This window comes from Amycolatopsis sp. NPDC057786 (assembly GCF_042797905.1).
Lineage (GTDB): Bacteria > Actinomycetota > Actinomycetes > Mycobacteriales > Pseudonocardiaceae > Amycolatopsis.
The window spans coordinates 1-24507 of the sequence record NZ_JBHVKW010000068.1; the positions used below are offsets into that span (position 1 = coordinate 1).

23 protein-coding genes are annotated in these 24507 nt (G+C 69.6%); 17 read left to right on the forward strand and 6 right to left on the reverse strand.

Annotated elements, in window-relative coordinates; translation table 11 throughout:
* Positions 1-211: 211 nt before the first annotated feature.
* A complete protein-coding gene (locus tag ACFVM3_RS28340; RefSeq protein WP_378443026.1) occupies positions 212-1951 on the reverse strand; it encodes a glycoside hydrolase family 3 N-terminal domain-containing protein in 1740 nt (579 codons plus the stop codon).
* Positions 1948-3438 carry an MFS transporter gene (locus ACFVM3_RS28345; RefSeq protein ID WP_378443027.1) on the reverse strand — a complete coding sequence of 497 codons (1491 nt, stop codon included), beginning with the start codon at positions 3436-3438 and terminating at the stop codon, positions 1948-1950. The genes ACFVM3_RS28340 and ACFVM3_RS28345 overlap by 4 nt, the downstream gene beginning before the upstream one ends.
* Positions 3439-3591: 153 nt before the next feature.
* Between ACFVM3_RS28345 and ACFVM3_RS28350 the strand changes: the two genes are divergently transcribed.
* Complete coding sequence (locus ACFVM3_RS28350; RefSeq protein WP_378443028.1) at positions 3592-4215, forward strand: TetR/AcrR family transcriptional regulator; 624 nt, start codon at positions 3592-3594, stop codon at positions 4213-4215.
* A gap of 19 nt (positions 4216-4234) precedes the next feature.
* Here the strand turns inward: ACFVM3_RS28350 and ACFVM3_RS28355 are convergent, their stop codons facing one another.
* Positions 4235-5011 carry an IclR family transcriptional regulator gene (locus ACFVM3_RS28355; protein WP_378443029.1) on the reverse strand — a complete coding sequence of 259 codons (777 nt, stop codon included), beginning with the start codon at positions 5009-5011 and terminating at the stop codon, positions 4235-4237.
* Positions 5012-5115: 104 nt separating this feature from the next.
* Between ACFVM3_RS28355 and ACFVM3_RS28360 the strand changes: the two genes are divergently transcribed.
* From ACFVM3_RS28360 to ACFVM3_RS28380, 5 genes are all read left to right on the forward strand, one after another.
* Positions 5116-6708: an FAD-dependent monooxygenase gene (locus ACFVM3_RS28360; protein ID WP_378443030.1), complete on the forward strand. Its 1593-nt coding sequence runs from the start codon at positions 5116-5118 to the stop codon at positions 6706-6708.
* Between the two features lie 29 nt (positions 6709-6737).
* Positions 6738-8132 carry an MFS transporter gene (locus ACFVM3_RS28365; protein ID WP_378443031.1) on the forward strand — a complete coding sequence of 465 codons (1395 nt, stop codon included), beginning with the start codon at positions 6738-6740 and terminating at the stop codon, positions 8130-8132.
* 65 nt (positions 8133-8197) lie between these two features.
* Entirely contained in the window at positions 8198-8809 is a 612-nt protein-coding gene (locus tag ACFVM3_RS28370; RefSeq protein WP_378443032.1) for a TetR/AcrR family transcriptional regulator, read from the forward strand.
* Positions 8806-10074, forward strand: a complete 1269-nt coding sequence (locus ACFVM3_RS28375) for a glycosyltransferase (RefSeq protein WP_378443033.1) — start codon at positions 8806-8808, stop codon at positions 10072-10074. Before ACFVM3_RS28370 ends, ACFVM3_RS28375 begins: the two co-directional genes overlap by 4 nt.
* 10 nt (positions 10075-10084) lie before the next feature.
* A complete protein-coding gene (locus ACFVM3_RS28380; protein WP_378443034.1) occupies positions 10085-10576 on the forward strand; it encodes a DUF6653 family protein in 492 nt (163 codons plus the stop codon).
* A gap of 16 nt (positions 10577-10592) precedes the next feature.
* Here the strand turns inward: ACFVM3_RS28380 and ACFVM3_RS28385 are convergent, their stop codons facing one another.
* Positions 10593-12614, reverse strand: a complete 2022-nt coding sequence (locus ACFVM3_RS28385) for an APC family permease (RefSeq protein ID WP_378443066.1) — start codon at positions 12612-12614, stop codon at positions 10593-10595.
* Positions 12615-13048: 434 nt separating this feature from the next.
* Here ACFVM3_RS28385 and ACFVM3_RS28390 point away from each other — a divergent pair, with 434 nt between their 5' ends.
* The 10 genes from ACFVM3_RS28390 to ACFVM3_RS28435 all read left to right on the forward strand — a co-directional run bounded on the left by ACFVM3_RS28390 (position 13049) and on the right by ACFVM3_RS28435 (position 21787).
* On the forward strand, positions 13049-14413 hold the full coding sequence (locus ACFVM3_RS28390) for a TrkH family potassium uptake protein (RefSeq protein ID WP_378443035.1): 1365 nt from the start codon (positions 13049-13051) through the stop codon (positions 14411-14413).
* On the forward strand, positions 14403-15065 hold the full coding sequence (locus ACFVM3_RS28395) for a potassium channel family protein (protein WP_378443036.1): 663 nt from the start codon (positions 14403-14405) through the stop codon (positions 15063-15065). Before ACFVM3_RS28390 ends, ACFVM3_RS28395 begins: the two co-directional genes overlap by 11 nt.
* A gap of 133 nt (positions 15066-15198) precedes the next feature.
* Complete coding sequence (locus tag ACFVM3_RS28400; RefSeq protein ID WP_378443037.1) at positions 15199-15711, forward strand: DUF1772 domain-containing protein; 513 nt, start codon at positions 15199-15201, stop codon at positions 15709-15711.
* Positions 15708-16163 (forward strand): hypothetical protein, encoded by a 456-nt coding sequence (locus tag ACFVM3_RS28405; protein WP_378443038.1) that lies wholly within the window; start codon positions 15708-15710, stop codon positions 16161-16163. The genes ACFVM3_RS28400 and ACFVM3_RS28405 overlap by 4 nt, the downstream gene beginning before the upstream one ends.
* Positions 16164-16181: 18 nt before the next feature.
* Positions 16182-17363 carry a histidine kinase gene (locus ACFVM3_RS28410; protein ID WP_378443039.1) on the forward strand — a complete coding sequence of 394 codons (1182 nt, stop codon included), beginning with the start codon at positions 16182-16184 and terminating at the stop codon, positions 17361-17363.
* Entirely contained in the window at positions 17360-18019 is a 660-nt protein-coding gene (locus ACFVM3_RS28415) for a response regulator (RefSeq protein WP_378443040.1), read from the forward strand. The genes ACFVM3_RS28410 and ACFVM3_RS28415 overlap by 4 nt, the downstream gene beginning before the upstream one ends.
* A 101-nt stretch (positions 18020-18120) precedes the next feature.
* Entirely contained in the window at positions 18121-19215 is a 1095-nt protein-coding gene (locus tag ACFVM3_RS28420; protein WP_378443041.1) for a sensor histidine kinase, read from the forward strand.
* Positions 19212-20318, forward strand: a complete 1107-nt coding sequence (locus tag ACFVM3_RS28425; RefSeq protein WP_378443042.1) for a hypothetical protein — start codon at positions 19212-19214, stop codon at positions 20316-20318. Before ACFVM3_RS28420 ends, ACFVM3_RS28425 begins: the two co-directional genes overlap by 4 nt.
* Positions 20297-20971, forward strand: coding sequence for a response regulator (locus ACFVM3_RS28430; protein WP_378443043.1), 675 nt, complete (start codon positions 20297-20299; stop codon positions 20969-20971). The genes ACFVM3_RS28425 and ACFVM3_RS28430 overlap by 22 nt, the downstream gene beginning before the upstream one ends.
* A 165-nt stretch (positions 20972-21136) precedes the next feature.
* Entirely contained in the window at positions 21137-21787 is a 651-nt protein-coding gene (locus tag ACFVM3_RS28435; RefSeq protein WP_378443044.1) for a hypothetical protein, read from the forward strand.
* A 14-nt stretch (positions 21788-21801) separates the two neighbouring features.
* Here ACFVM3_RS28435 and ACFVM3_RS28440 read toward each other — a convergent pair whose 3' ends face one another.
* Together ACFVM3_RS28440 and ACFVM3_RS28445 are read right to left on the reverse strand one after the other, a co-directional pair.
* On the reverse strand, positions 21802-22749 hold the full coding sequence (locus ACFVM3_RS28440; RefSeq protein ID WP_378443045.1) for a phosphotransferase: 948 nt from the start codon (positions 22747-22749) through the stop codon (positions 21802-21804).
* Positions 22750-22826: 77 nt separating this feature from the next.
* On the reverse strand, positions 22827-23609 hold the full coding sequence (locus ACFVM3_RS28445; protein WP_378443046.1) for a helix-turn-helix domain-containing protein: 783 nt from the start codon (positions 23607-23609) through the stop codon (positions 22827-22829).
* Here ACFVM3_RS28445 and ACFVM3_RS28450 point away from each other — a divergent pair.
* Positions 23579-24454, forward strand: a complete 876-nt coding sequence (locus tag ACFVM3_RS28450) for an FG-GAP repeat domain-containing protein (RefSeq protein WP_378443047.1) — start codon at positions 23579-23581, stop codon at positions 24452-24454. The two genes, ACFVM3_RS28445 and ACFVM3_RS28450, sit on opposite strands and share 31 nt — an antisense overlap.
* Positions 24455-24507 lie beyond the last annotated feature (53 nt).

The following is a 24507-nucleotide window of genomic DNA, read 5'->3' on the forward strand; positions in this document are numbered from 1 at the left end:
GCTTTTGGGGTTTTAGGGCTACAACCCCAAACCCCCACTCACGACCAGCGCACGACCCAGGGCCGAAGGCTCCCATCACCGCATCAGACGCGACGAAGGGAGCCTTCACCCCGCCCACGAGCACGACACGTTTGACTTACCCCTCAATAAGACACCCTTGGTTAGAGCCGAAACGCCACTCCGACCACCTGTACCGACGTCCAGGCGGGGTTCAGGACGTCGGGTACCGAAGACCATGGCCGAACGGGAAAAGCGGATCGAGGCTTTCCTTCGGTACATCGGGCCTCCCGCGCTCCACTTCGGACATCGAGCGCGGAAGCTGGAACGGTAACGTCCCTTCCGGCGCCGACCGTCCGAAAAGGACATCCAGCAGCGCCCGATCGTCCGTCCCGTAGGAGGCGACCAGCGCCGAGCAGCGGCCGGCGATCTCCGGGATGACAGCGGGCCGTTCCAGGTGGATGACCACCACGGTCGGTACCGCGTCCAGCAGGGTGAGAATCTCCTTGAGGCGTTCGGGGCCGAAGTCGAGGCGGCCGGCGTGAAAGAACGACTCGAACCGGCCGGGACGCGGCTCGTAAGGCGTGCTCAGCCGCAGCACCGCGAGGTCGGCCTCGTCCGGCGTCGCCACGAGTTCGGCGTACTCGGCGACGGCCTCCGCGGCGATGCCGTGCACGTACAACCGAGGGCGTCCGCTCATCGGCAGGATCCCGCCCCGGTCGTGCAGCAGGGTCAGCGAACGCCGTTGCGCGTCCCGGCCGTCGGCTCGGAAGTCGGCGTGGCCGACGATCTCCTCGGCGGCGTCCGGATCCACGTACCGGCGGTCGTCGAACAGGCCGAGCCGGAACTTCTCGGCCAGCAACCGGGCCGCCGATCCGTCGATCCGGGATTCGGCGAGCCGCCCGGTCCGCACCAGCTCCACCATCAGCCCGGCACAGGATTCGCCGCCGAACTGGTCCACCCCGGCCTCCAGCGCCAGCAGCATCCGCCGCGCCGGATCGAGGTCCTCCACACCCCACGCCCGCGCCTGATGCGGTTCCCCCATGACGAGCTGATCCGTGAGCAGTCCCCAGTCGGTGCACACGATGCCGTCGAAACCCAGCTCCTCGCGCAACAATCCGGTGATGATGCCCTTGTTGAAGCCGAACGCGACCTCTTCGTAGACCGTCCCCATCGGTTTGCCGTAGTACGGCATGATCTGCGTCGCGCCCGCGGCGATGGCGGCCCTGAACGGCCGGAGGTGGTAGTCGAAGAACCCACCGGGGTAGATCTGTTCCTTGCCGTAAGGGAAATGCGGGTCCTCGCCGTCGGCCTGCGGGCCGCCACCGGGGAAGTGCTTGACCATCGCGGACACGCTGTCCTTGCCGTCGCCGGGTCCGCGCAGCCCCTCGAGATAGGCGATGCCCAGCCGTGTGCTGAGATCCGCGTCCTCGCCGAAGGTGCCGGAGATCCGTGCCCAGCGTGGTTCGGTGGCGAGGTCCAGCTGGGGATGCAGGGCGACCCGCAGGCCGACGGCGAGGTACTCCCGGCGCACGGTTCCGGCATGGCGGCGGACCAGGTCCGCGTCGCCGATCGCCGCCAGGCCCAGGGTTTCCGGCCACTGCGAGAACGAACCCGACAGCATCGCGGTGCCCGGATTGTCGGTGAAGGAGTGCCGGGGGTCGGTGGACAGCGTGACCGGTATACCGAGTTCGCTTTCCTCGGCCTGCTTCTGCAAGTCGTTGTGCAGCAGGGCGATTTCCCGCGCGGTGCCCGAACCCAGCAGGTTGAAATGCGTCATCCGGCTTTCGGACAGCATGTTCTCGCCGGTGCGGCCCGCCGGTGCGGGCAGCTCACCGATCCCGATCACCTGGTGGAACAGCAGCCCGGCCTTGTCCTCCAGGGTCATCCGGGGCAGCAGGTCCGCCACCCGCTCGGCGGTACCCCGGCCGGGATCCTGGTACGGGTGGGTCATTTCTGCTCCTCGTCGGTCTCGTGTCGGGGGTGGAAGGCGTCCGGTTCGCCTCGCTGTCGCGGGATGAACAGCGAAAGCACCAAGGTCGCCGCGGTCAGGATCGCGCCGATCCAGAACGCCCAGGCGAACCCCGTGTCCCGGTAGAACAGGGTGCCGTGGAAAACGGTGCCGTGTTCGGTGAGGACGGCGAACGCGATCGCGGTCACCACCGCTCCGCACAGGTTCATCAGCATGTTCAGCATTCCGCTGCCGATGCCCTGTTCGTCCTTGGACACCACGCCGACGACCAGCGCGGGTGACCCGGCGAGTACGAATCCGGCGCCGAAGTTGGCCAGGCACGCGGTCAGCACGAGTTCGATCTCGTTGCCGTGGAAGAACCCCATGAGCCCGTACCCGCTGCCCATCAGGAGCAGCCCGGTCCACCAGACGAGCCGAGCGTCGGTCTTGCGCAGCAGGCGGCTCGCGAACAAGCCGGTCACGAACATCACCAGGTTCCAGCTCACCCCGATCACCGCGTTGTGCTGCCCGGTCCAGCCGAGTCCGCCGGACACCCCGGGAATGCCGGGGAAGAGGGCGAGCATGATCCCGATGACGGGCAGGGTGAACGCGATCGACTGCGCCAGTCCGCCGGTGATCAGCACCAGGGCGACCGGGCGCCGGGTGAGCACCTTCAGGTCCAGGATCGGATGCGCGCTGCGCCGCTCCACGAAGACGAACAGGACCAAGGCGATCAGGCCACCCGCGAACCACGCGAGGGTCTTGCCGCTCAGCCAGCCCCAGCTCGGCCCCTGGCCGAGGGCGAAGACCACCGCGGTCAGCCCGCCGCCGAGGGTCAGCCCGCCGAGCCAGTCGAAGCCGGGACGGCGGTCGTGCCGCGGTGTCCGCGGCACGATGAACGCGATCAGCGTGAACGAAAGCGCGGTCATCGCGGCCAGGAACCACATCACGCCGCGGTAGCCCCAGTTGTCGACCAGCCAGCCCGCCAGGAACGGCGCCGCCAGCGCGACCAGGCCCATACTGCTGCCGAGGATGCCGCTGGCCGATTTGACCAGGTTGCGCGGGAAGATGTCGCGGACGGCCGGGAACGCCATCGCGGCGAACGGTCCGTAACAGCCGGCGATCGCGCGGCCGAGCAGCAGCACCGGGAAGCTGCCCGCGGTCGCGGCGATGATGTCACCCGCGACGCCCAGCACCAGCATCGCCAGCATGACCGGCTTCCTGCCGTACCGGTCGCCCCATTTGATCACGAACGGCGTCAGCAGGGTGGAGACCAGCACCACGGTCAGGCTGAACCAGGCCACCTGCGAGGTCTGGAAACTCTGCGCCACGCTCGCGGTCGCGTTGGCGCTCAGGATGCCGGCGGCCGCGAGCAGCTGCGTCGGCAGGGCCAGTGCGATCAGCACCGTGACCAGCCGAGGTGTCCACTTCCCGTCTTGTCCGGTTGGCGCTGGGGTGCCGAGCTGCGGGCTCGCCGACGTCGGTGTCATGAGCCGCTCCTTTCGGGGGCAGGGGAGGCGCTTCAGCGCGTGCAGAAGATGATGAGCCTAAAAGCTAGTGATCACTAGGTTTTGGCGAAGTGGCGCGCGTCACACCGTGGTCCGGGTGCTCTGCGGCCGCCCTCGTGCCCGTACGGTGACCACATGGTGACCTCGAGAGGGCCGCGCGGGGCGTACGCGGCCGGATTGGCCAGGCGCAACCAGATCCTGGACGCCGCGCTGGTGCGGTTCGGCCGGGACGGCTACCGCAAGACCTCACTCGCGCAGATCGCCAGGGACGCCGGGATCACCGATGCCGGGTTGCTGCACCATTTCCGGGACAAGCAACAGCTGCTGCTCGCCGCCGTCGAGTATTGGCACGCGCAGCTCGACGTGCGGTGGCGTCGCGTCTCGGATTCCGTGCGCGACGCGTTCCGCTGTCATCTCGAGGACGCCGAGGAATCGTTGCGAACGCCCGGAATCGTCGAGCTTGCCGTGGTGATCGGCGCGGAGGCGACCGCCCCCGAACATCCGGCGCACGAGTTCTTCAGTGGCTGGCAGGACAAGGGTGTGCGGGAGCTCACCGACCGGCTGCGCGCCGCCGCGGAAGCCGGTGAGCTGAAACCGGATCTCGACTTCGAGGCGATCGCCCGCGAGTGCGCGGCGATGGACATCGGCCTGCGCTGGCAGTGGCTGACCGCCGGGCGCTCCTTCGATCTCGTCGCCGTCATGCGCGGCCACCTGGACCGCCTGATGCGCGCGATCTCCAGCGACGGCGAGGGATTGTGATCCTCCGCCGCGGCCGGGCTCATCGCACTCGTGCCCGCCGTGCGCCGAGCGTGCGGGAAACGGCCAGCGCGGTGGCGCGGACGACCTGCTCGTAGGCCTGCGGTTTCGCCGCGTCGACCGGTACCACCACCGACACCGCGGCGACCACGCGGTCGTCGGCGTCCCGCACGGCGACGGCGACCGAGGACACCGCGGCGGGTTTGTGGCGGGCGAACACCGCGACCCCGGTCCGTCGCACGTCGGCCAGTCGCCGCCGCAACGTCGCCGCGGCGGAAGCGTCCAATGTGGACAATGTCCGTTCGCGGACGGCGGGGTCGGCGAAGGCCAGCAAGACCAGCCCGACGCCGGTGTCGTGCAGCGGCATGCGGCCGCCGACCCGGTAGGCCACCTCCACCGCGCCGAGCGTGGACAATCGCTCGACGAGCAGCGCGGCCCCCTGATCGAGCACCGCCAGCAGCACGTGCTGGCGGGTGATCTCGTGCAGGTCTTCCAGATACGGCAAGGCGGCTTCGCGCAGACCGTGACTGCGCGGCGCGAGCGACGCGACCTCGAACAGCCGCAGCCCGATGACGTAGCGCCCGCGTTCGTCGCGTTCCAGCGCGCCCCATGTCTGCAGCCGTGCGGCCAAGCGCGACGCGGTGCTGCGCGGTACGCCTGCCCGGCGGGACAGTTCGACCAGCCCGAGCGCTCGGTGTTCTTCGGTGAAGGCGGCCAGCAGCGCCAGTGCCCGGTCGACCACCGGGTCACCGCTCTTGGGGCGTTTGCCCCGGACCGGCCGCGCGTCTGGAGCCGACATGCCTCGCAGTCTGACAGGCCCAACCAATGGAACTCCTGGTGACCCCGGCCACAGTCGTTCCGCATGCTTCGCCCACCCGAACCGGTGCCGAAAAGGAGAACCGAATGCCCGAACACGTTCCGGTGCTGATCGCGGGCGGCGGCCCGAGCGGGCTCGCCGTGGCCATCGAGCTCGGCCGGGCGGGTATCCGCTGTCTCGTGATCGAACCCCGCGAAACGGTCGGCACCGACCGGCCGCGCGCCAAGACGACCAGTGTGCGCACGATGGAACTGCTGCGCCGGTGGGGGCTGGCGGACCGGGTGCGGGACGTGGCGCCGCTGCCGGTGTCTTACGCGCAGGACGTGGTCTTCTGCACCGCGGTCACCGGCCGCGAGATCACCCGGTTCCCCAACGCGTTCGGCCTGTTCGCCCACCGCCGGGACGAGTTCGCCGAATGCGGGCAGCAGATTCCGCAACCCGCGGTGGAGGCGGTGTTGCGGGAGGCCGCGGCGGAACTGCCCGCGGTGGAGCTGCGCACCGGGCACCGGGTCGCCGAGGTCCGGGACGGCGCGGACGGGGTGCGCGCGGAGATCGCCGGACCGGGAGGCTCCCGATACGTGGTCGACGCCGGGTACCTGATCGGCTGCGACGGCGCCAACGGGGTCAGCCGCGCCGCGATCGGGGCCCGGTTTTCCGGCGGCAGCGGGGAACTGCCGAATCTCAACATCACCTTCCGCGTACCGGGACTGACCGAGGAAGCGTTGTGCGCGCGGGGAGTCCACTACTGGGTGCTCGGACCCGACGGCGGCGGCATCGTCGGCCGCATGGACCTCGACGGCACCTGGTGGGCCATCGCGCACGGGGTCGACGCCCGTGCCGGCACGGGCGATCCGGCCGCGCTGGTCCGCCGGATGCTCGGCCGGGAGCTGGATGTCGAGGTACTCGCCACCGATCCGTGGGCCGCCCGGATGCTGCTGGCCGACCGGTATCGCGGCGAGCGGGTCTTCCTGGTCGGCGACGCGGCGCACCTGAACCCGCCGTGGGGAGGGCACGGGTACAACACCGCCATCGGCGATGCGGTGAACCTCGCCTGGAAGCTGGTCGCGGTGCTGCGCGGGTGGGCCGGTCCGGCACTGCTGGACAGCTACGAGGCCGAGCGCCGTCCGGTCGCCGAGCAGACGATCGCCGACGCCGCCACCCAGGAAACCCAGCTGGCGTGGGCCTACGCGCATGCCGACATCGACGCGGACACGTCGGCGGGAACCGCCCGTCGCGCCGAGGTCGCCAAGGCGCTGGCGGCCAAACGCGTCGAGTTCCACAGTCTCGGCCTGGTGCTCGGCTACCACTACGCGGGCTCGCCGATCGTCGTCGACGACGGCTCACCGGTGCCGAAGCACGAGCCCTTGACCTACCACGGTTCGGCGCGGCCGGGAGCGCGCCTGCCACACCGCTGGCTGCCGGACGGCTCGTCGCTCTACGACCACCTCGGCTCCGGCTTCACCCTGCTGCGGCTCGACGGCGCTGCCGACGTGACGCCGTTCGTGCGGGAGGCCGAGAAGCGGCGGGTTCCGCTCACCGTGCTCGACGCCCGCGGCTTGGCGGACCCGGATTCCTATCGCGCCGTCCTGCTCCTGGTGCGACCCGACCAGCACGTCGCCTGGCGTGGCGACGACGCCGCGGACGCCGCGGCCGTGCTCGACACCGTCCTCGGCTCGTAACCGTTTTCGTCCTCAACGTGGAGGAACCCATGAACGTCGAACCCGCCACCGCGGCCACCGGGGCACGCTTGCTGGCCAGGGTGGAGCGCATCCCGCTCACCCGGTTCCACTTGCGCGTCGCGTCGATCCTCGGGGTCGGCACCTTCTTCGACTCGTTCGACGCGCTGATCCTTTCGGTCGCCCTGACCGCCGTGCTGACCTCGCTCGGCGCGCCGATGTCGGTGGCGGGTCTGCTGATCGCGGCCGGGTACGTCGGGCAGATCCTCGGCGCGCTGCTGTTCGGCGTGCTCAGTGAGCGCGCGGGCCGCAAGGTGGCGTTCGTGGCCGCGTCCGCGTTGTTCGGGGCCCTGTCGGTGGCCTCGGCGCTGGCGTGGAGCGTGGAGAGCCTGATGACCTTCCGGCTGCTGCAAGGCATCGGACTGGGCGCGGAGGTGCCGGTCGCGGCGGCGATGTTCAACGAGTTCGTCCGTGCCAAGGCCAGGGGACTGGTCGTGCTGGTCTACGAAAGCCTCTTCGTCTGGGGCATCCTCGGCGCGACACTGATCGGTGCGCTCGTTCTCTCGGTCTTTCCGCCGGACGACGCCTGGCGGTATCTGTTCTTCCTCGGCGGCGTCCCGCTGCTCACCGCGGTGTGGGCGTGGTTCCGGCTGCCGGAGTCGCCCCGGCATCTGGTGCACCGGGGAGATCTGGCCGAGGCCGAAAGCGTAGTCGCCGAGATGGAGGAGTCCGCCCGCCGCGGTGGGCGGACACTGGAGGAGCCCGCCGAGGCCGCGCCCGCGCCCGCCGAACCGCCGACGAGGTTCGGCGAGCTGTTCTCACCCGGCTACCGGACGCGCACGCTGACCTTGTGGTGCCTGTGGTTCACCACCTTCCTGCCGCTGGCCGGATTCACCACCTGGATGCCGACACTGCTGATCCGCGTGGGCGGCCTGACCCCGTCGGTGGCGTCGCTGCTGACCGGCGCGATCGTGGTCGGCAACCTGGCCGCGCTCTACCTGGCCGCGTCCACTTTGGACAAACTGGGGCGGCGGTTCTGGTTCGGTGTCGGCTATGGGCTCGCCCTCGTCGGCAGCGGTGGCGGAGTGATCGCGCTCGGTCTCCTGGGGTGGCAGGGCTGGCCGGTGCTGTTCGTCTGCGGCGCGCTGGTTTTGTTCGGGGTGAACATCAACGCCCCGATCGCCTATCTCTACACCGCCGAGCTGTATCCGACCCGGATGCGGGCCTGGGCCACGATGGTGAGCAGCACGATGCGCAATCTGGCGTCGGTGGTCGCGCCGATCACCATCGGCCTGCTCCTCGGCGCGGTCACCGGGGTGCTGTGGAGTTTCGTGCTCACCACGATCGTGCTGGTGATCGGCCTGACCGTTCTGCTGCGGCACGGTGTCGAAACACGGCAGCGAAAGCTGGAAGACCTGGCCCGGTAGGTCGGCCCCGCTCGCGAAGATCCTCGTCACTTGACCGGACTGAACAACTGTTCAATACTCTGAACATGAGTTCAGTCTCCGATCTGACGGCCCGCGCCCGTATCCGCGATGCCGCGTTGGCCAGGTTCGGCGCCGACGGCATCGCCGGGACCTCGGTGCGCGCGGTCGCGGCGGACGCCGGGGTGTCTCCGGGCTTGGTGCTCCACCATTTCGGTTCGAAGGACGGGCTGCGGCAGGCCTGTGACGAGCATGTGCTCGACTCGATCCGGGGCGGAGGCGAGGCAGGTGACGACGCGCTGGCCGAGGTGCTGAGGGCGGCAACGCCGGTGCGGCGCTATCTGGCCAGGGCGTTCCTGGACGGCTCGAGCGCGGCCTCGGGGTTGTTCACCGAAATCGTGGACCGCACCGAAGCGTGGCTCGCCGACGGCGAGCGGGAGGGCTGGGCGCACCCGTCGGACGACTCGCGTGCGCGCGCGGTCGTCTACGTGTCCTGGCTGCTGGCACCACTCGTGCTCGGTGATCACGTGGGACGGCTGCTCGGCGGGGACGCCGCGGAGACCGCGACCGCGGTCCGTGGTGCCAGGGCGGGGCTGGAGATCCTGACCAACGGCCTGTTCACCGATGACCGCTGGCTGAACGCCTACGCCGCCATCGACGACCAGGAGCGGTCGAAATGAGGGCGCTGCTGGTCACCCACGGAACCCGCGGTGACGTGCAGCCGATGCTCGCCCTCGCGGTCGCCTTGCTCGCCCGCGGGCACGAGGTGGTCCTGGCCGCGCCGGACTCGTTCGCCGACGCCGCCGGCGAGTACGGCGTCGAGTTCGCGTCGCTGGGCGAGGGGCCGAACCGGATGATGAACGATCCGGTGGTGAAGGAGGCCATCGAGGGCGGATACCGGGGTGTGCGGGGCAAGATCACCGCGCTGCGGACGGCGAGCCGGGTCAAGCCGTTGATGGCGGAGGTCCTGCACAACGTCGGCGTGGTCGCGAAGTCCTCCCGTGCCGATGTCGTCGTGCACACGACCGGGGTGCCCGCCCACCACGCGGCCGAAATGCTCGGCGTGCCCGCGGTGGTCGTCGCGCTACAGCCCGGCTGGATCCCCACCGGTGAGTTCCCTTGCCCGATGATTCCCTTGCCCCGCCTGCCGAGAACGCTGAACCGCGCCACGTATCTCGCGGTGGGCGCCGTCCTGCGGATGTTCGCCGGTATCACGGCCACCTGGCGCACCACCGAACTCGGACTGCCGCGCCGCCGGGGCATGCACGACATCCTGCGCGACGCCGACGGCGAGCACCGTCCGGTACTGCAGGCGTTCAGCCGCCAGGTCACCCTCGCGGCCGCTGACTGGCCGGATTCCGTGCACACCACCGGTTTCTGGTACCTCGCCGCCACGACGGGGTGGGAACCACCCGCGGCGTTGCGGGACTTCCTCGACGCCGGACCCGCTCCGGTCTACATCGGATTCGGCAGCATGGCGGGCAGGGACTCACGCCGCACCCGCGCGGTGGTCGAGGAAGCCGTCCGGCGGGCCGGGGTGCGCGCGGTGCTCGCCACCGGCTGGGGTGGCATCGCCGCGGACGCCGGAAGCGGCGATCTGTTCGTGCTCGACCACGCGCCGCACGACTGGCTGTTCCCGCGGACAAGCGCGGTCGTGCATCACGGAGGCGGCGGCACGACCGGCGCCGCCTTGGCCGCGGGCAGACCGCAAGTGGTGTGCCCGTTCGTCGCCGACCAGCCGTACTGGGCGAACCGCATGCACGCCGTCGGCGTCGCGCCGCCCCCGATCCGCCAGCAGCACCTCACGGCCGACCGGCTCACCGCGGCGCTGCGGCAAGCCACCGGCGACGCCGGCATGCGCGAACGGGCCGAACGGCTCGGCCGGGAAATCAGGGCGGAGAACGGCGTCTCCGCCGCGGTCGCCCTGCTCGAAAACCTGACCTGACAAGGAGACCATGATGGAACTCACCGACGCGGTGACGAAAACCTTCCGCATGGACGACGAAGCCTGGCGCCGCCACGCGAACCCTTGGAGCGTATGGACCCGCTTCGCCGCGATCCCGCTGATGCTGCTCGCGATCTGGAGCCGGACCTGGATCGGCTGGTGGTGCCTCGTGCCGATCGCGGCGGTCGTCTTGTGGCTGTTCCTGAACCCATCGGCGTTCCCGGCGGTCGAACCACGCAGCTGGGCGGCACGCGGCATCTACGGCGAACGCGTCTGGGCGCACGACAAATCCTTGGTCCCGCCGGACCACCGCGCGGTGCTGCGGGTCCTGGTCGCGCTCGGTCTCGCCGGTTTCGGGTTCATCACCTGGGGCCTGATCGCGCTCGACTTCTGGCCGACCCTGTACGGCGCGACGGTGGTCGTCGTGGCACAACTCTGGCGGATCGACCGGTTCGGCCGGCTCTGGGAGCGGGCGCAGGAGCAGGCGGCCGGCACACTTTGACGCTTTCTCCGCAGGCTTACGGGTTGTGCCGGTCTTCGCCGTTGGTGTCCTTCGTGTAGAGGCCCCGGCGGATCGAGCCGGGGGCCATCTCGGGCCGGTGCCGGACCTTGGTGGAGGAGTCGAGTTGCCAGGGCACGCTGGTGACCATGACGCCGGGCTGGAACAGAAGGCGTCCTTTGAGCCGTAGTGCGCTTTGGTTGTGCAGGACGTTTTCCCACCAATGGCCGACGACGTATTCGGGGATGAACACGGTGACCACGTCGCGCGGATTGGTGGTGCGGACGCGTTTGACGTAGTCGAGGATCGGTTTGGTGATTTCCCGGTAGGGGGATTCGATGACCTTGAGCGGGATGGAGAAGGGTTGTCTGGCCCACCGGTCGAGGAGTTCGCGGGTTTCCTGGTTGTCGACGTTGACGGTGATCGCTTCGAGGACGTCGGGCCGGACCGCTTTGGCGTAGGCCAGTGCGCGGCGGGTGGGGCGGTGCAGTTTCGAGACCAGGACGATCGCGTGGTTGCGTGAGGGCAGGACGATCGGTTCGTCCTCGTCGCTGTCGTGGAGTTCGTCGCCGACGCGCTGGTAGTGGCGGCGGATCGCGGTCATCAGCAGGTAGATGGCGGCCATGGCGGCGAGGGAGATCCACGCGCCCTGGGTGAACTTGGTGACGAGGATGACGATGAGGACGAGCGCGGTCATGGAGAAGCCGAAGGCGTTGATCGCCTGCGAGCGGCGCATCCTGCAGCGTGCGGCCGGGTCGGTTTCGGTGCGCAGCAGCCGGTTCCAGTGCCGGATCATCCCGCTCTGGCTGATCACGAAGGACATGAACACGCCGACGATGTAGAGCTGGATCAGCCGGGTGACCTCGGCGTCGAAGGCGACGACGAGCAGGATCGCGGCCGCGGCGAGGAAGACGATGCCGTTGGAGAACACCAGCCGGTCGCCGCGGGTGTAGAGCTGGCGGGGCAGGTAGCGGTCCTGGGCGAGGATCGAGCCGAGCACCGGGAAGCCGTTGAACGCGGTGTTGGCCGCCAGTACCAGGATCAGGCCGGTGAAGAAGATGACGTACCAGCTCGCGGGCGGGAACCCGGCGAAGACCGCGTTGCCGAGCTGGGCGATCAGGGTCTTCTGTTCGTAGCCCTCCGGTGCGCCGATCAGCTGGTGCGCGGGATCTTCGGCGACCTGGGCGCCGGTGAGCCGGGCGAGCATGATCAGCCCGAGGAACATCGTGATCGCGAGCACGCCCATCATCAGCAGGGTGGTCGCGGCGTTGCGGCCCTTGGGTTTGCGGAAGGCGGGAACGCCGTTGCTGATCGCTTCGACCCCGGTCAACGCCGCGCTTCCGGAGGAGAACGCGCGCAGGATCAGGAAGGCGAAGCCGAGACCGGCGAGATGCCCGCCTTCTTCGACCAGCGTGAAGCCGGCGCTCTCGGCGCGGATCTCTTCGCCTGCCACGAAAACCCGCACCAGCGCCCAGCCGATCATGGCGAGGACGCCGAACACGAAGGCGTAGGTCGGAATGGCGAACGCGGTACCCGATTCCCGGACACCGCGCAGGTTCATCGCCGTCAGCACCAGGATCGCTCCGACGGCGAACTCGACCTTGTGCTCCCCGACGAAGGGCACGGCCGAACCGATGTTGGCCGCGGCGGAGGCGATCGACACCGCCACGGTCAGGACGTAGTCCACGAGCAGGGCGCTGCCGACCACGAGGCCCCAGCGGGGGCCGTGGTTGACGGTCGCGACTTCGTAGTCGCCGCCGCCGGAGGTGTAGACGCGGACGTTCTGCCGGTAGGAGGCGACGACCGAGATCATCACCACGGCGACCAGAAGAGCGATCCAGGGACTGAACACGAACGCCGACGCACCGGCGACCGAAAGCACCAGCAGGATTTCTTCGGGTGCGTAAGCCACGCTCGACATCGGGTCGGAGGCGAACACCGGCAACGCGATCCGCTTGGGCAACAGCGTGTGGGACAGGCGATCGCTACGGAAGGGCCTGCCGACCACGAGACGCTTGGCGATGGAGGCGAACTTGGGCATGGACGGCGCGGCCTGGCTTTCCGTGAGGGTGCGGGTCCGGGGGAGCACGATCCCGATCCGGGTACCGAACCCGGCCACCGGTGTCCGACCGTGCCTTCAGGACCTCCGCGAGGACCCTAGTGAGATACGCCTGAATTGTCCGCATACGCCAACGGTTCCTGACGCGGTTTTGATAGCCCCAGGTCGAGCACGCGACGGCCGTCAAAATATCGCAAAAATTGTCCCGGCCGTCTTGCTGCTGTCGAAGGAATCCGCGGGTGGCCGCGAGGTGATCGGTCCCGTGTTGTTACGTCCGGCTCTTCCGGACAAGAGCTACCGTGGCCGACGACAGGGGCGGAGATCATCGAGAGGACGAAAGGGCACCGGATGCAGGGGGCGGTCGCGCCGAGCGGTTTCATGAGCACCGGAAACCCGATCGAGCGTCGTGGCAGGCCGTGGTGAATTCGTTCCTCGGTGCTTCGCCGTGGTGGCGGCGGCTGATGTCCAGCTGGCGGCACCCGGCTCGGGTGGTCGTGTTCGGCTTCGGGATGGCGACCCTGGCGGGCACGCTCCTGCTCAGCCTGCCGGTCGCGACCGAGTCCGGCGAGTCCGCGAGCGTGGTGAGCGCGTTGTTCACCGCCGTGTCGGCGATCTGCGTGACCGGCCTCGTCGTGGTGGACACCCCCACCTACTGGTCGACGTTCGGCGAACTCGTCGTGCTCGGCCTCATCCAGGTCGGCGGGTTCGGCATCATGACCCTGGCCTCGCTGCTGACATTGCTGGTGTCGAGACGGATCGGGCTGCGGATGCAGCTCACCGCCCAGGCCGAGACGAAAACACTCGGGCTCGGCGACGTCCGCACGGTCATCCGCGGTGTCATCGTCGTCAGCCTCGGCATCGAGGCGATCATCGCCACCGCGCTGACCATCCGGTTCGCCGCCGGATACGGCGAACCGTTCGGGCGCGCGGTGTATCTCGGGGTCTTCCACGCGGTGTCGGCGTTCAACAACGCGGGTTTCGCCCTGTACACCGACAGCCTGATCGGATTCGCGACCGACCCTTGGATCTGTGTGCCGATCATGGTCGCGGTGATCGCCGGCGGGCTCGGCTTTCCGGTGCTGTTCGAGGTGCTCCGGCGACGTCACCGGCGGCGCTGGTCAATGCACACGAAGATCACCGTGCCCGTCTACTTCGGACTGTTGCTCATCGGGACCGTGACGGTGCTGTTGTTCGAGTGGGGAAACACCCTCGGCAAGCTCGACTTCCACCACAAGCTACTGGTCGGCTTCTTCCACGGTGTCATGCCGCGCACGGCCGGGTTCAACAGCCTCGACGTCGGTCAGCTGCGGCCGTCGACGTTGTTCGTCAACGACATCCTCATGTTCGTCGGCGGCGGCAGCGCGGGTACCGCCGGCGGTATCAAGGTCACCACGTTCGCGTTGCTCGGATACGTGATCTACGCGGAGATCCGCGGCGAACCGACCGTGCACGTGATGGGCCGCAGGCTCACCGACCAGGTACAGCGCCAGGCACTGACCATCGCCCTGCTCGGTGTGGGTGCCGTCGTGGCGGGCACCCTGGTGCTGCTGTCGGTCACTTCGTTCGCCTTGGACGACGTTCTCTTCGAGGTGACGTCCGCGTTCGGCACGGTCGGCATGTCGACCGGTATCACCGCGCAGCTTCCCGTCACCGGCCAGATCGTGCTGATGGTGCTGATGTTCCTCGGCAGGCTCGGCCCGATCACGCTGGCGTCCGCACTGGCACTGCGCGAACGGGCGCGGCGCTACGAATTCCCCGAGGAGCGACCCATTGTCGGATAAGCAGGTTTCCCGTGTCGTCGTGATCGGTCTCGGCCGGTTCGGCAGCTCGCTCGCGTCGGAACTCGTCGCCCGCGGATCGGAGGTACTCGGGATCGACTCGGATCCGAAGATCGTCCAGCGGCACGCCGACGACCTCACCCACGCCGTCGTCGCCGACACCACCGACCCGGACGTGATGCGCCAGCTCGGCGTGCACCAGTTCTTCCGTGCCGTCGTCGGTATCGGCACCGACCTGGAAGCCAGCATCCTCACCACCGCGCTGCTGGTCGACTTCGACATCCCGAACATCTGGGCCAAGGCGATCAGCCGTCAGCACGGCCGCATTCTCGAACGGATCGGCGCGCACCACGTCGTGCTCCCCGAACACGAGATGGGCGAACGCGTCGCCCATCTGGTGACCGGCCGGATGCTGGACTACATCGAATTCGAGGACGATTACGCGATGGTCAAGACCCGCGCGCCGGAAGAGGCGGTCGGGCGTCAGCTGGGTGACAGCCGGCTGCGGGCCAAGTACGGCGTCACCGTGGTCGGGGTGAAACGTCCGGGGGAGGGCTTCACCTACGCGACCGCGGACACCGTGGTGAACCGGGGCGACGTGCTGATCGTCGCCGGACGGACCGCCGAGGTCGAGCGGGTGGCGGACCTGACCTGACCGGGGAAGCCCGGCCGGTGCCACTACGTCGATTTACGTACTCGGAGGGAGACCGCACGCGGATGTGAGGAGCCGGGGAGGGGACATACCTTCGACGAGGTAATGGTTCCTTTCCCGACGAGCGGAGAAGTACTTGCGACACAACGGCATTTCCCTTGCCGTTTCGGGCGCCTACGTCTGGATCGCCATGGTGGCGTTCGGAGGTATCGCGGTCGAGACCATCGTCATCTATCCGAATGTCTTCCACGACGCCCCGGCGTCCTTGGCCAAGGCGACGGATTTCTTCGTGGTCACCGGACCGGCAGACTTCTTTCCACCGATGGGCGCGGTCACCGTGGTGGCGGCCGTGGTCACCCTGCTCCTGCTGCGCCGGTCGCGGCAGGCGAGGTGGTGGATCACGGGGAGCCTCACGACCCTGGTGGCCGGTGAATTCCTGTTCTCCGTGCTCTTTTTCTGGCCGCGTAACGACATCATGTTCGAGGAGGGGCTCGCCGCCCATTCCGTGGAGTTCCTCCGGCAGACGGCGGCCGAGTTCGAGACCGGGCACTGGTTCCGGCTGATGGCCGCGGCGGTCACCGCGACGCTGGCCTTCATCGGTTTCCTGCGCTACCACCGGGCGCGCTCGCTTCCCGGAGGGCAGGCGTGAAGGGCGGGGTTCGTCCGTCACTCGGCGTCTCCCTGCCGGGAATCCTCGGCCTCGCCGCTCTCGGCGTACCCAGGGTGGTCGCGCACGACCTCGGCCTGGTGGGGCCGGCGGGCAATGCGCTGCTGGTGTTCGTGCCGCTCGCCATCTGGCTCGCGATCGTGCTGTGGCGCCGGGTGCCGAATCCGTTCCTCACCTTGCTCATGGTGGGCTTGGTCCACGGTGTCCTGCTCGGCATCACCCATCAGCTGTTGTGGACCGAGGCGTTCCCCGGCGGGCCACCGAGTCTCGGCGGCGACCTGGCCGGCACGCTGTCGCCCGCCACGGAGGCAGTGGTGCTGCGGATCTTCGCGTTCGGCAGCAGTCTGCTCACCGGGGTGCTCACCGGCGCGGCGAGCGGCGCCGTCGCCTGGCTGCTGGCCAAGATGGTTCCGGGACTACGTCGGCGGAAGTGAACCGGAAGGGGCGGGATCGTGGCCATCGGACAGTCCACAGAGGATGCCGGACCCGGCGGCGCACGCCGGTTCCTCGTCGATCTCGGTCTCGGCATGCTCGTGCTGGTCGCGGTCGGCACGGCTGTCGCCGCGAACGTGGGCGGCCCGTCCTCGCCGGGGCTCGCCGCCTACGCGTTCGGAGCGGTGTTCGGCTCGTTGATGCTGGTGCGCCGACGCCGGCCGGTCGCGACGCTGCTCGTCACGGCCGTCGCCCTCCTGGGCTACTACATGCTGTCCTACCCGCCGATCGGTCTCGCCGTGCCGGTGGCTGCGGCGCTGTTCTCGGCCACCGAGTACGGCCGCCTGTACTGGGCCGTCGGCACGGCCGCTGGGTTGCTGGCCATCTCCACCGTGGTGCGGATCGGCCAGGGCGACGACCTCGGTTTCCTGCTCGGCCTGGAGGTGCCGACGTCGGCGGCCCTGATGGCGACGGTCATCGCGCTGGGCGACAGTCTCCGTTCCCGGCGCGGCTGGCGGGCCGAACTGGTCAAACAAGCCCAGGCCGCCCAGCTGGAGCGAGAGCGCGAGGCGGCGGCCCGGGTCGAGCAAGAGCGCGTGCGGATCGCGCGGGACCTGCACGATCTCATGGCGCATACGGTATCGGTGATCTCACTGCACACCGACGTGGCGAGGGAGGCGCTGGCCGACGACCCCGAGACGGCGGGACGTTCGCTCGCGGCGGCTCGGGCGGCGTGCCGGAACGTGGGCGAGGAGCTGCGGGCGACGCTGCACGCCCTGCGCGCACCCGAGGGGGCCCAGGAATCCCCGGCGCCCGGGCTCGACCGGTTGGACGTCCTCGTCGGCACCGCCACCGGCGCCGGACTCGAGGTACGAGTGCGCACCACCGGCACACCGGTCTCGCTGCCCGCGATCGCGGACGTGACCGCCTACCGGATGATCCAGGAGGCACTGAGCAATGTGCTGAGGCACGCCGATGCCAGTACCGTGCTCATCGAACTGGACTACGACAAGGACTCCGTGGGGATCAGCGTGACCGACAACGGCCGCGGCAGCGAAGCGCCCGACGGTGCCTCGGCGGGCTGGGGTATCGCCGGCATGCGTGAGCGGCTGGTCCTGCTCGGCGGCGACTTGGACGTCCGGTCCCGGCCCGGCGAATCGTTCGTGGTCCAGGCCAGGATCCCCGTGCGAGGACGCGCGTGATCCGCGTGGCGCTCGTGGACGACCAGCCGCTGGTCCGGGAAGGGCTCCGGTCCCTGCTGGAACGTGCCGACGACATCACCGTCGTCGGAGAAGCGGGCGACGCTGCCGGAGGGGTCGTGCTCGTCGCGCGGGAGCGTCCCGACGTCGTGCTGATGGACATCCGGATGCCGGGCGAAGACGGCATCGCGGCGACCCGCCGGATCGTCGCGTACCCGGAGCTGCGGCAGGTGCGGGTCGTCGTGCTCACCACCTTCGACACCGACGAACACATCCTCGACGCGATCAGGGCGGGCGCGGCCGGGTTCCTGCTGAAGGACACTAGCCCGGACGACCTGCGCGGAGCCGTGCGGACCGTCGCCCGCGGCGACGCCCTGCTCTCCCCTTCCGTGACGCGCCGGGTGATGCGGGCCGCGGCGGCGAGCCCGAAGCCAGGCTCGGCCGAGCCGCTCGACACGCTCACCGCGCGGGAACGCGAGGTCCTCGCCAAGGTCGGGGCGGGCCAGTCGAACGCCGAGATCGGGCGCAGCCTGCACATGAGCCCGGCCACCGCGCGCACCCACGTCGGCCGCCTGCTCGGCAAGCTCGGCGCCCGTGACCGCGCGCGGCTCGTCGCGATCGCCTACGAGACCGGACTGATCACCCCCGGCGAGCACTGAGCCCACGCGCTGGTCATCCGGAATCGGCACCACCCGGCCTCGGCTGCCGGTATGGTCACCCGCGCGAGGTTTGCCGGGTTCGACGGTTGGCGAGGTGTCGGGTGGCGGGGGAGGCCGGACGGTTGCTGACCGGTTTCGGACACCGGTACGCCGTCGTCGTGCGGGTCGCGACTTTGCCGCCCATAGCGGCGATCGGCCTGCTCAGGACCTCGCCCGCCGAGTTCGCGGCCACGGCCGTGGTGGTCGCCGTCGCCGTGGTCTGGACCTGTGCGCAGGGATGGTGGCTGCGGCGGGCCCCGATCGCCGTGGACGTGGCGGTGCTGCTGGGTTTGTGTCTCACCGTCTTCTGGACCGACGCCGAGGCGGACGGCAACACGGGCTGGCTCCGGCTCCTGGTCGTCTTCGCGTGCGTGACCTGGCAATGGCACACCCCGCTGCTGACCGGTGCCCTCGCGGCGCTGATCGCCGGTGGCGGGATGCTCGTCGTCTTCGCCGCCGCGGGGCTCAACCTGAGCGCGTCACAGGTGTGGGTGCCGGCGATGGCCGCGATGTCCAGGGTGGCCTGGGTGCTCGTCACCCGCGCCGCCGAACGCGCCGATCGCACGGCGGCCGAGGCCGAGCAGGCGCGCCGAGAGGCCGCCGTGGCGGAAGCGGTCCGCGCCGAGGAACGTGAGCTGGCGAACTCGCTGCACGACACGGCGGCCACCACCCTGCTGATGGTCGGCCTCGGGCAGGTGCCCCCGGACGCGGAGTGGCTGGCCCCGCAGGCGCGTCGCGACCTGGCCCGGTTGCGTTTCCTCGGCGACGGGCGGACATCGGCGGAGGCCGACCTCGTCGAGCTGCTCCGCGCGGACCTCGGCGCCGGTCATCTGACCGTCGAGCTCGACGCGCCGCCGCTGCTGCCGCTGCCGTCCGAGGTGGCGGGTGCGATCGCCGGCGCCGTCCGGGAAGCGCTCAACAACGTGCGCCGCCATGCCGGGACGGATCGGGGACGAGTCCGGTTGCGCGGCGACGCGCGGGCGGTCTCGGTCGAGATTTCCGACGAGGGCAAGGGATTCGCCGTCGGCGAGCGGGGGACGGCGCGACGCGGGCTGCGGGAATCCGTGCACGGCAGGATGAACCGGGTCGGTGGCACGGCGACGATCACCTCCGCCGAAGGGGCGGGCACCGTGGTCCGGCTGAAGTGGGCGGCATGAGCGGCGGCGAAGCGACCCAGGACCAGCTGAGGCGCGGCCTGCGGATCGCCGCGCTGCTCGTCGCGATCCTCACCGTGGACGTGCTCGGGACGAGCAATCTGGTGCGGGGCCTGAAATCCCACGAACTCCCCGCGGTCCAGTTCGCCGCGTTGGCCGCGCTGACCGCGGTACTGGCCGTCGAAGTGGTGCTGGTCGTCCGGCGGCGGCCGTGGGGAGTGGCGCGGTGGCCTGCCGTCGCGGTCGTGCTGGCCGCGTCCGCGCTGGCGTACCTGACCTTGCCGGACGGCAAGACGGCGTCCACAGTGGACTGGATGTTCGGCGCGGCCAACTGGGTCGGCGTCGTCGTCCTGCTCGACCGTCCTTTGCGGACGATGCTGGCCTTCCTGCTGGCCCACGAGTCGCTCGCCTTGGCGAACCTGGTGCTGTTCCAGGACGTGAGCCGGGGCCTGCTGGCCCGGTTCGTCACCGGTTCGGTGACGGTGATCGGTCTTCCGCTGTGCGTCGCCGTGGTCGCGGCCGTGCTGGGCCGGATCGGCGCGCGGGCGGCCGAGGCCACCCGGGAACTGGAACGTTTGCGCACCGCGGAGGCCGTCGCGGCAGGCGCGCACAACCGTCGCAAGCAGCGGCTCGCCGAGCTCGCCGACACGACCGTGCCGTTGCTGACGGGGCTGGCGGACGGTTCGCTCGCGCCCTCGGATCCCTTGGTACAGCGTGAATGCGCGATCGAAGCGGCCCGGATGCGCAGGCTGTTCGCCGAAACCGACGCGGTGGAGAACCCGCTGCTGCACGAGCTGAGACATTGCGCGGACATCGCCGACCGCAAAGGCGTCGAGGTCGACCTGGACGTGCGCGGCCACTGGCCCGTGCCACCCGTGGCCGTCCGGCGGGACCTCACCGACGCCGCGCTCACCGCGCTGGCGACGGCCGGATCCTGGGCGCGGGTCACCGTGGTCGGAAGCCCCGGAACGGTGTCGGTCAACGTGGTCGCGGACTGCGCCGAGCCGATCGCGGCCACGCCGAGGACACCTGATGTGCGGATCGAGATCTTCGACGGTGACGGAACAGTCTGGATGGAGGCCCAATGGCAGCCGGCGGAGAGCTGATCACGGCGGTGATCGTGGACGATCACGCGGCGATCGCGGCGGGAGTGCGGTACTGGTGTGAACAGGCGGCCCCGCCGATCGGTCTCGTCGACGCCGGAGCCCGCCTCTCCGACGTGTGGACCGGCCCCGGCGCCGCCGCCGACGTGGTGATCTTCGATCTCGAACTGGTGCCCCGCAAACCGGATTTCGGGGAACTCCGCCGCCTGGTCGAGAGCGGCCGCCGCGTGGTCGTGTACTCCCAGCACGCGGACAACGCCACCGCGATCAAATGCATCGATCTCGGCGCGCTCGCGTATCTGACCAAACGGGAAGGGCCTGAGCACCTCGTCCCCGCGATCAGGGCCGTCGCCGTCGGGCAGACGTACACGGCGCCGTCCCTGTCCGGCGCGCTCGCCGCGGACGACTCCCCTGGCAGGCCACGCCTGTCCCCACGGGAGATCGAGGTACTGCGGGCATGGTTCGCCGCCTCCTCCAAGGAACTCGTCGCCGCGAAACTCCACATCACGGTCAAGACCGTCGACACGCATATCGCCAGGGTGCGCGTGAAGTACTCGAACGTGGGACGCGAGGCCCGCACCAAGAGCCAGCTCGTCACCAGGGCACTCGACGACGGTGTCATCACGCTAGCCGAGCTCAACGAGGCTTCGATGTAAGGCGTTCACCTGACACCCCGGGAGCCGCGATCGGCCTAGCGTCACCGGAGCAGGGGGCGCCGCGGGCATTCGGTGTCGAGGGGACCGGATGCCCGCGGCGCCGCTTCGAGGAAAGACGCCCGAGGGAGTTCGATGAGCCAGCCCGGTCCGCCAGGGTCGTATCCCATGCCGCAACCGGGGTGGCAGTACCACCAGCAGCCACCTCGCAAGAAGAAGACCGGGCTGCTGATCGTGCTGCTGGCGCTGGGCACCGTCATGGTGCTCGGGCTGGCCTTCGGCGGCTACTGGTTCTTCATCAGGGAAGGCGATTCCGACGCGCCACCGCCCGTGGACGCCTCGCAGGACGTGGCGAAGGCGCCGATCGGTTGCGCCGTCTTCGACAAGAGCGAGGTGGCCCGCTACATCCCCGGCCGGACGGATTTCGAGGCGGGATCGAACAACTCGACCTCGGATTCCCTGGCGCAGGGGCAGTGCGTCTGGAACAACACCAAGACCTTCATCAAGGACAAGGTCCGGGCGGCGCACGTGATCGTCACCAGCTACGTCTACCACGCCACCCGCACGAAATCCGGCGTGGACGCCGCGACGGAACACCTGAAACGCCGGGTCCGGAACGGGGTCGCGGTGAACGTGCCGGGCGCGGACGAGGCGCTGCTCGTCGAGCACGGGAAACGCGGCCACGCGGTGGCGGTCACCGCCCGGTATCGCAACATCGTGTACCACGTCGACTACACCAACCAGACCGACGGCGCGCCGGTCAAGGACGGGGTGACCGCGCTGGCGACCGCCGCCATCGGCAAGGTGCCGAAGCACTGAGCGCCGACCTCCTCTCAGGCGTTCGCGCGGCGCAGGCGTTCGGCCATCTGCGCGCGGACGACGTCCCACGGACCCGGGGGAGCGCCGTGCAGCGCTTCCCAGCGGACGTCGTGCGCCGCCGGCCACAGGCTCGCCGCCCAGGCGACCTTCTGCTCCTCGGTGGTGAACCGGCGGCCCCGGATGTCTTGATAGACCGCCAAAAACGCCTCGGAGCCGGCGATCGGCGGAAGCAAGGCGGGCCCGGTCTTGGGAAAGACCGCGCTCGCCGCTCCCACCAGCGCCGCCTCCGGCTGCCACGCCAGGCTGTCCCAGTCGTGCACGGCCCAGATGCGGCCGTCGCGCCAGCGGAGATTCTGCGCTTCGAAGTCGGCGTGGCCGAGCACGCGGGGCAGTCCGGTGGCGAGCAGCCGTTCGCGGATCCGTCCGGCCGCTTCGACGACGTACGCGGGCACGGTGTCCTGATCCCGCCGATCGAGGTCGTCGATGGACGGCCACAACCCGGGATCCGTGTGGTCCCACCGTATCCAGCGGGGATTCGGTAGTGGTGGCGAGACGGTGACGTCGGCCAGTCCGGTCATCAGCCGCGCGAACACCGCCGCGTAGCGCGCGGCGACGTCCGGTGAGTCACCGCGCAGCAGTTCACCGCCGGGCCTGGATTCCTCGGCGTGCACGGCCAACGTCCCCACGCCCGTCACGGACGTGATCGGCCGGGCGCACGGAAACCCCCGATCGGCCAAGTGGGCCTGCGCGGCGACACACGGCGCGGCGCGGCCGTCGTCTTCCCGCGCCTTTACCACGACTTCGCGCCCGGTGGCCAACCGCAGCCCGAACACCGCCGACATCGACCGTGCCTCGAACAGCACGGCGACCGGCTCGTCTCCCAGGTGATCCACGCACCACCCGTGCAGCCAGCCCGGTAGATCGTCCCCTGCCACGTATCCGTTCCTACCGGAGACGTTCATGGTCGTACACGTCGAAGGCCTCCGCGGGCATCGGCAGGTGTCACGGAGGGACCGTAGCGCGAGACCGCGCACGTCGCTCAGCTCGCCAGCGCCGCGCCGAGGGTACGGGCGGCGCGGGCGACGGTGTCGGACATCGTGGCGGGTGACTGGGGCAGCGTGAGCACGGTCGCGATCGAGCCGACCGTCCGGCCGGTCGGCAGCCTGACGGACGCTTCGACGGCGACGAGTTCGTGTTGCGCTTGCCAGGTGGGGCAGATGCGGCCGGTGCGCTGGGGCACGGTCGATCCGGGCCGGAGAAGGACGCCGTCTTCCGGCCGGGTGAGGCTGGCGGCGGCGATCAGGATGCGGCCGTCGCAGGGTACGGCGAGTACCGAACTCGCCCGGGTGGCCGCGGCGAGACGGCGGAGTTCGCCGCGCGCGAGGTCAAGCAGCCGCGGATAGGGCTGCCACGATTGGCCGAGCCGGAATGCCTGCGCGCCGACGCGATAGCGGTTTTCGTCGCGCTGGACAACCTCCAGTGCGGTCAATTGCTCGAGTAATCGGTATGCCGTCGATTTCGGTATCGAACAGGAATTGGCCAGCTGGGTCAATCCTGCTTCACCTTGATGCCGCACCAAGGCATCCAATAGGGTGAAGGCGCCTTCGAGGACGCTTCTGGCTCTTCTCTTGGTCTCCACTGATAATCCCCTCGCGCGGTCCGCTGGACGGAATCCTTGCTGACACGGCCATGCCGCCGGTGTCAGGCTGGAACTGCCCCGGTCCGTATCTTCGGTCAAAAAGCGCGGGCTGGGAAGAGTACGTCCACCGAACGGAAAGAGGTTCCGGCAAAATGCGAAGATCCATTGGGCTGGGTACGGCATTGGCGGGTCTGCTCGCGGGCCTGCTCGTAATGCCACCGGCCGCGGGCGCGGACGATATCGGTATCGCCGCCTCGCCGTCGTCTCAGAAACCCGCCGCGGATTTCGACGGCGACGGGTTCGCCGACAAGGCGGTTTGGCGTCCGGGTAACGGTGTCTGGTATGTGATCCGCAGCAGCAACGGCAGTGTCGTGACCCAGCAGTGGGGTGTCTCGGGCGACGTGCCGGTCGCCGCGGACTATGACGGCGACCATCGGGCCGACTTCGCCGTGTGGCGGCCGAGCAACGGTATTTGGTACATCATCCAGAGCAGCACCGGCGCGGTGGTGACCCAGCAGTGGGGCGTGTCCGGCGACGTTCCCCTGACCGGCGATTTCAATGGTGACGGCCGCTCCGATTTCGCGGTGTGGCGGCCGAGTAATGGCACCTGGTACGTGCTCGGTATCGCCACGGTGCAATGGGGGGTCGCCGGTGACGTTCCGGTCGCCGGTGATTTCAACGCCGACGGGCGCGCCGACTTCACGGTTTGGCGCCCGAGCGACGGTGTCTGGTACGTACGGGGAATCGCGAACCAGCAATGGGGTGTCGCGGGCGACATTCCGGTCGCCGGTGATTTCAACGCGGACGGGCGTGCCGATTTCGCCGTTTGGCGGCCGGGCAACGGCGTCTGGTACGTGCTCGGTATCGCGACCCAGCAATGGGGTGTGGCCGGTGACGTGCCCATGGCGGGCACTTTCGGTGGTGACCCGCGGGCGGACTTCGTGGTGTGGCGGCCGTCGAACGGGACCTGGTATGGACTCGGCCTGTTCACCACCCAGTGGGGGACGGCGGGGGACATCCCGGTCTGAGCCGTGAACGGAACCTCCGTCTTCCGTTCGCGGAAGGCGGAGGACCGGACGTG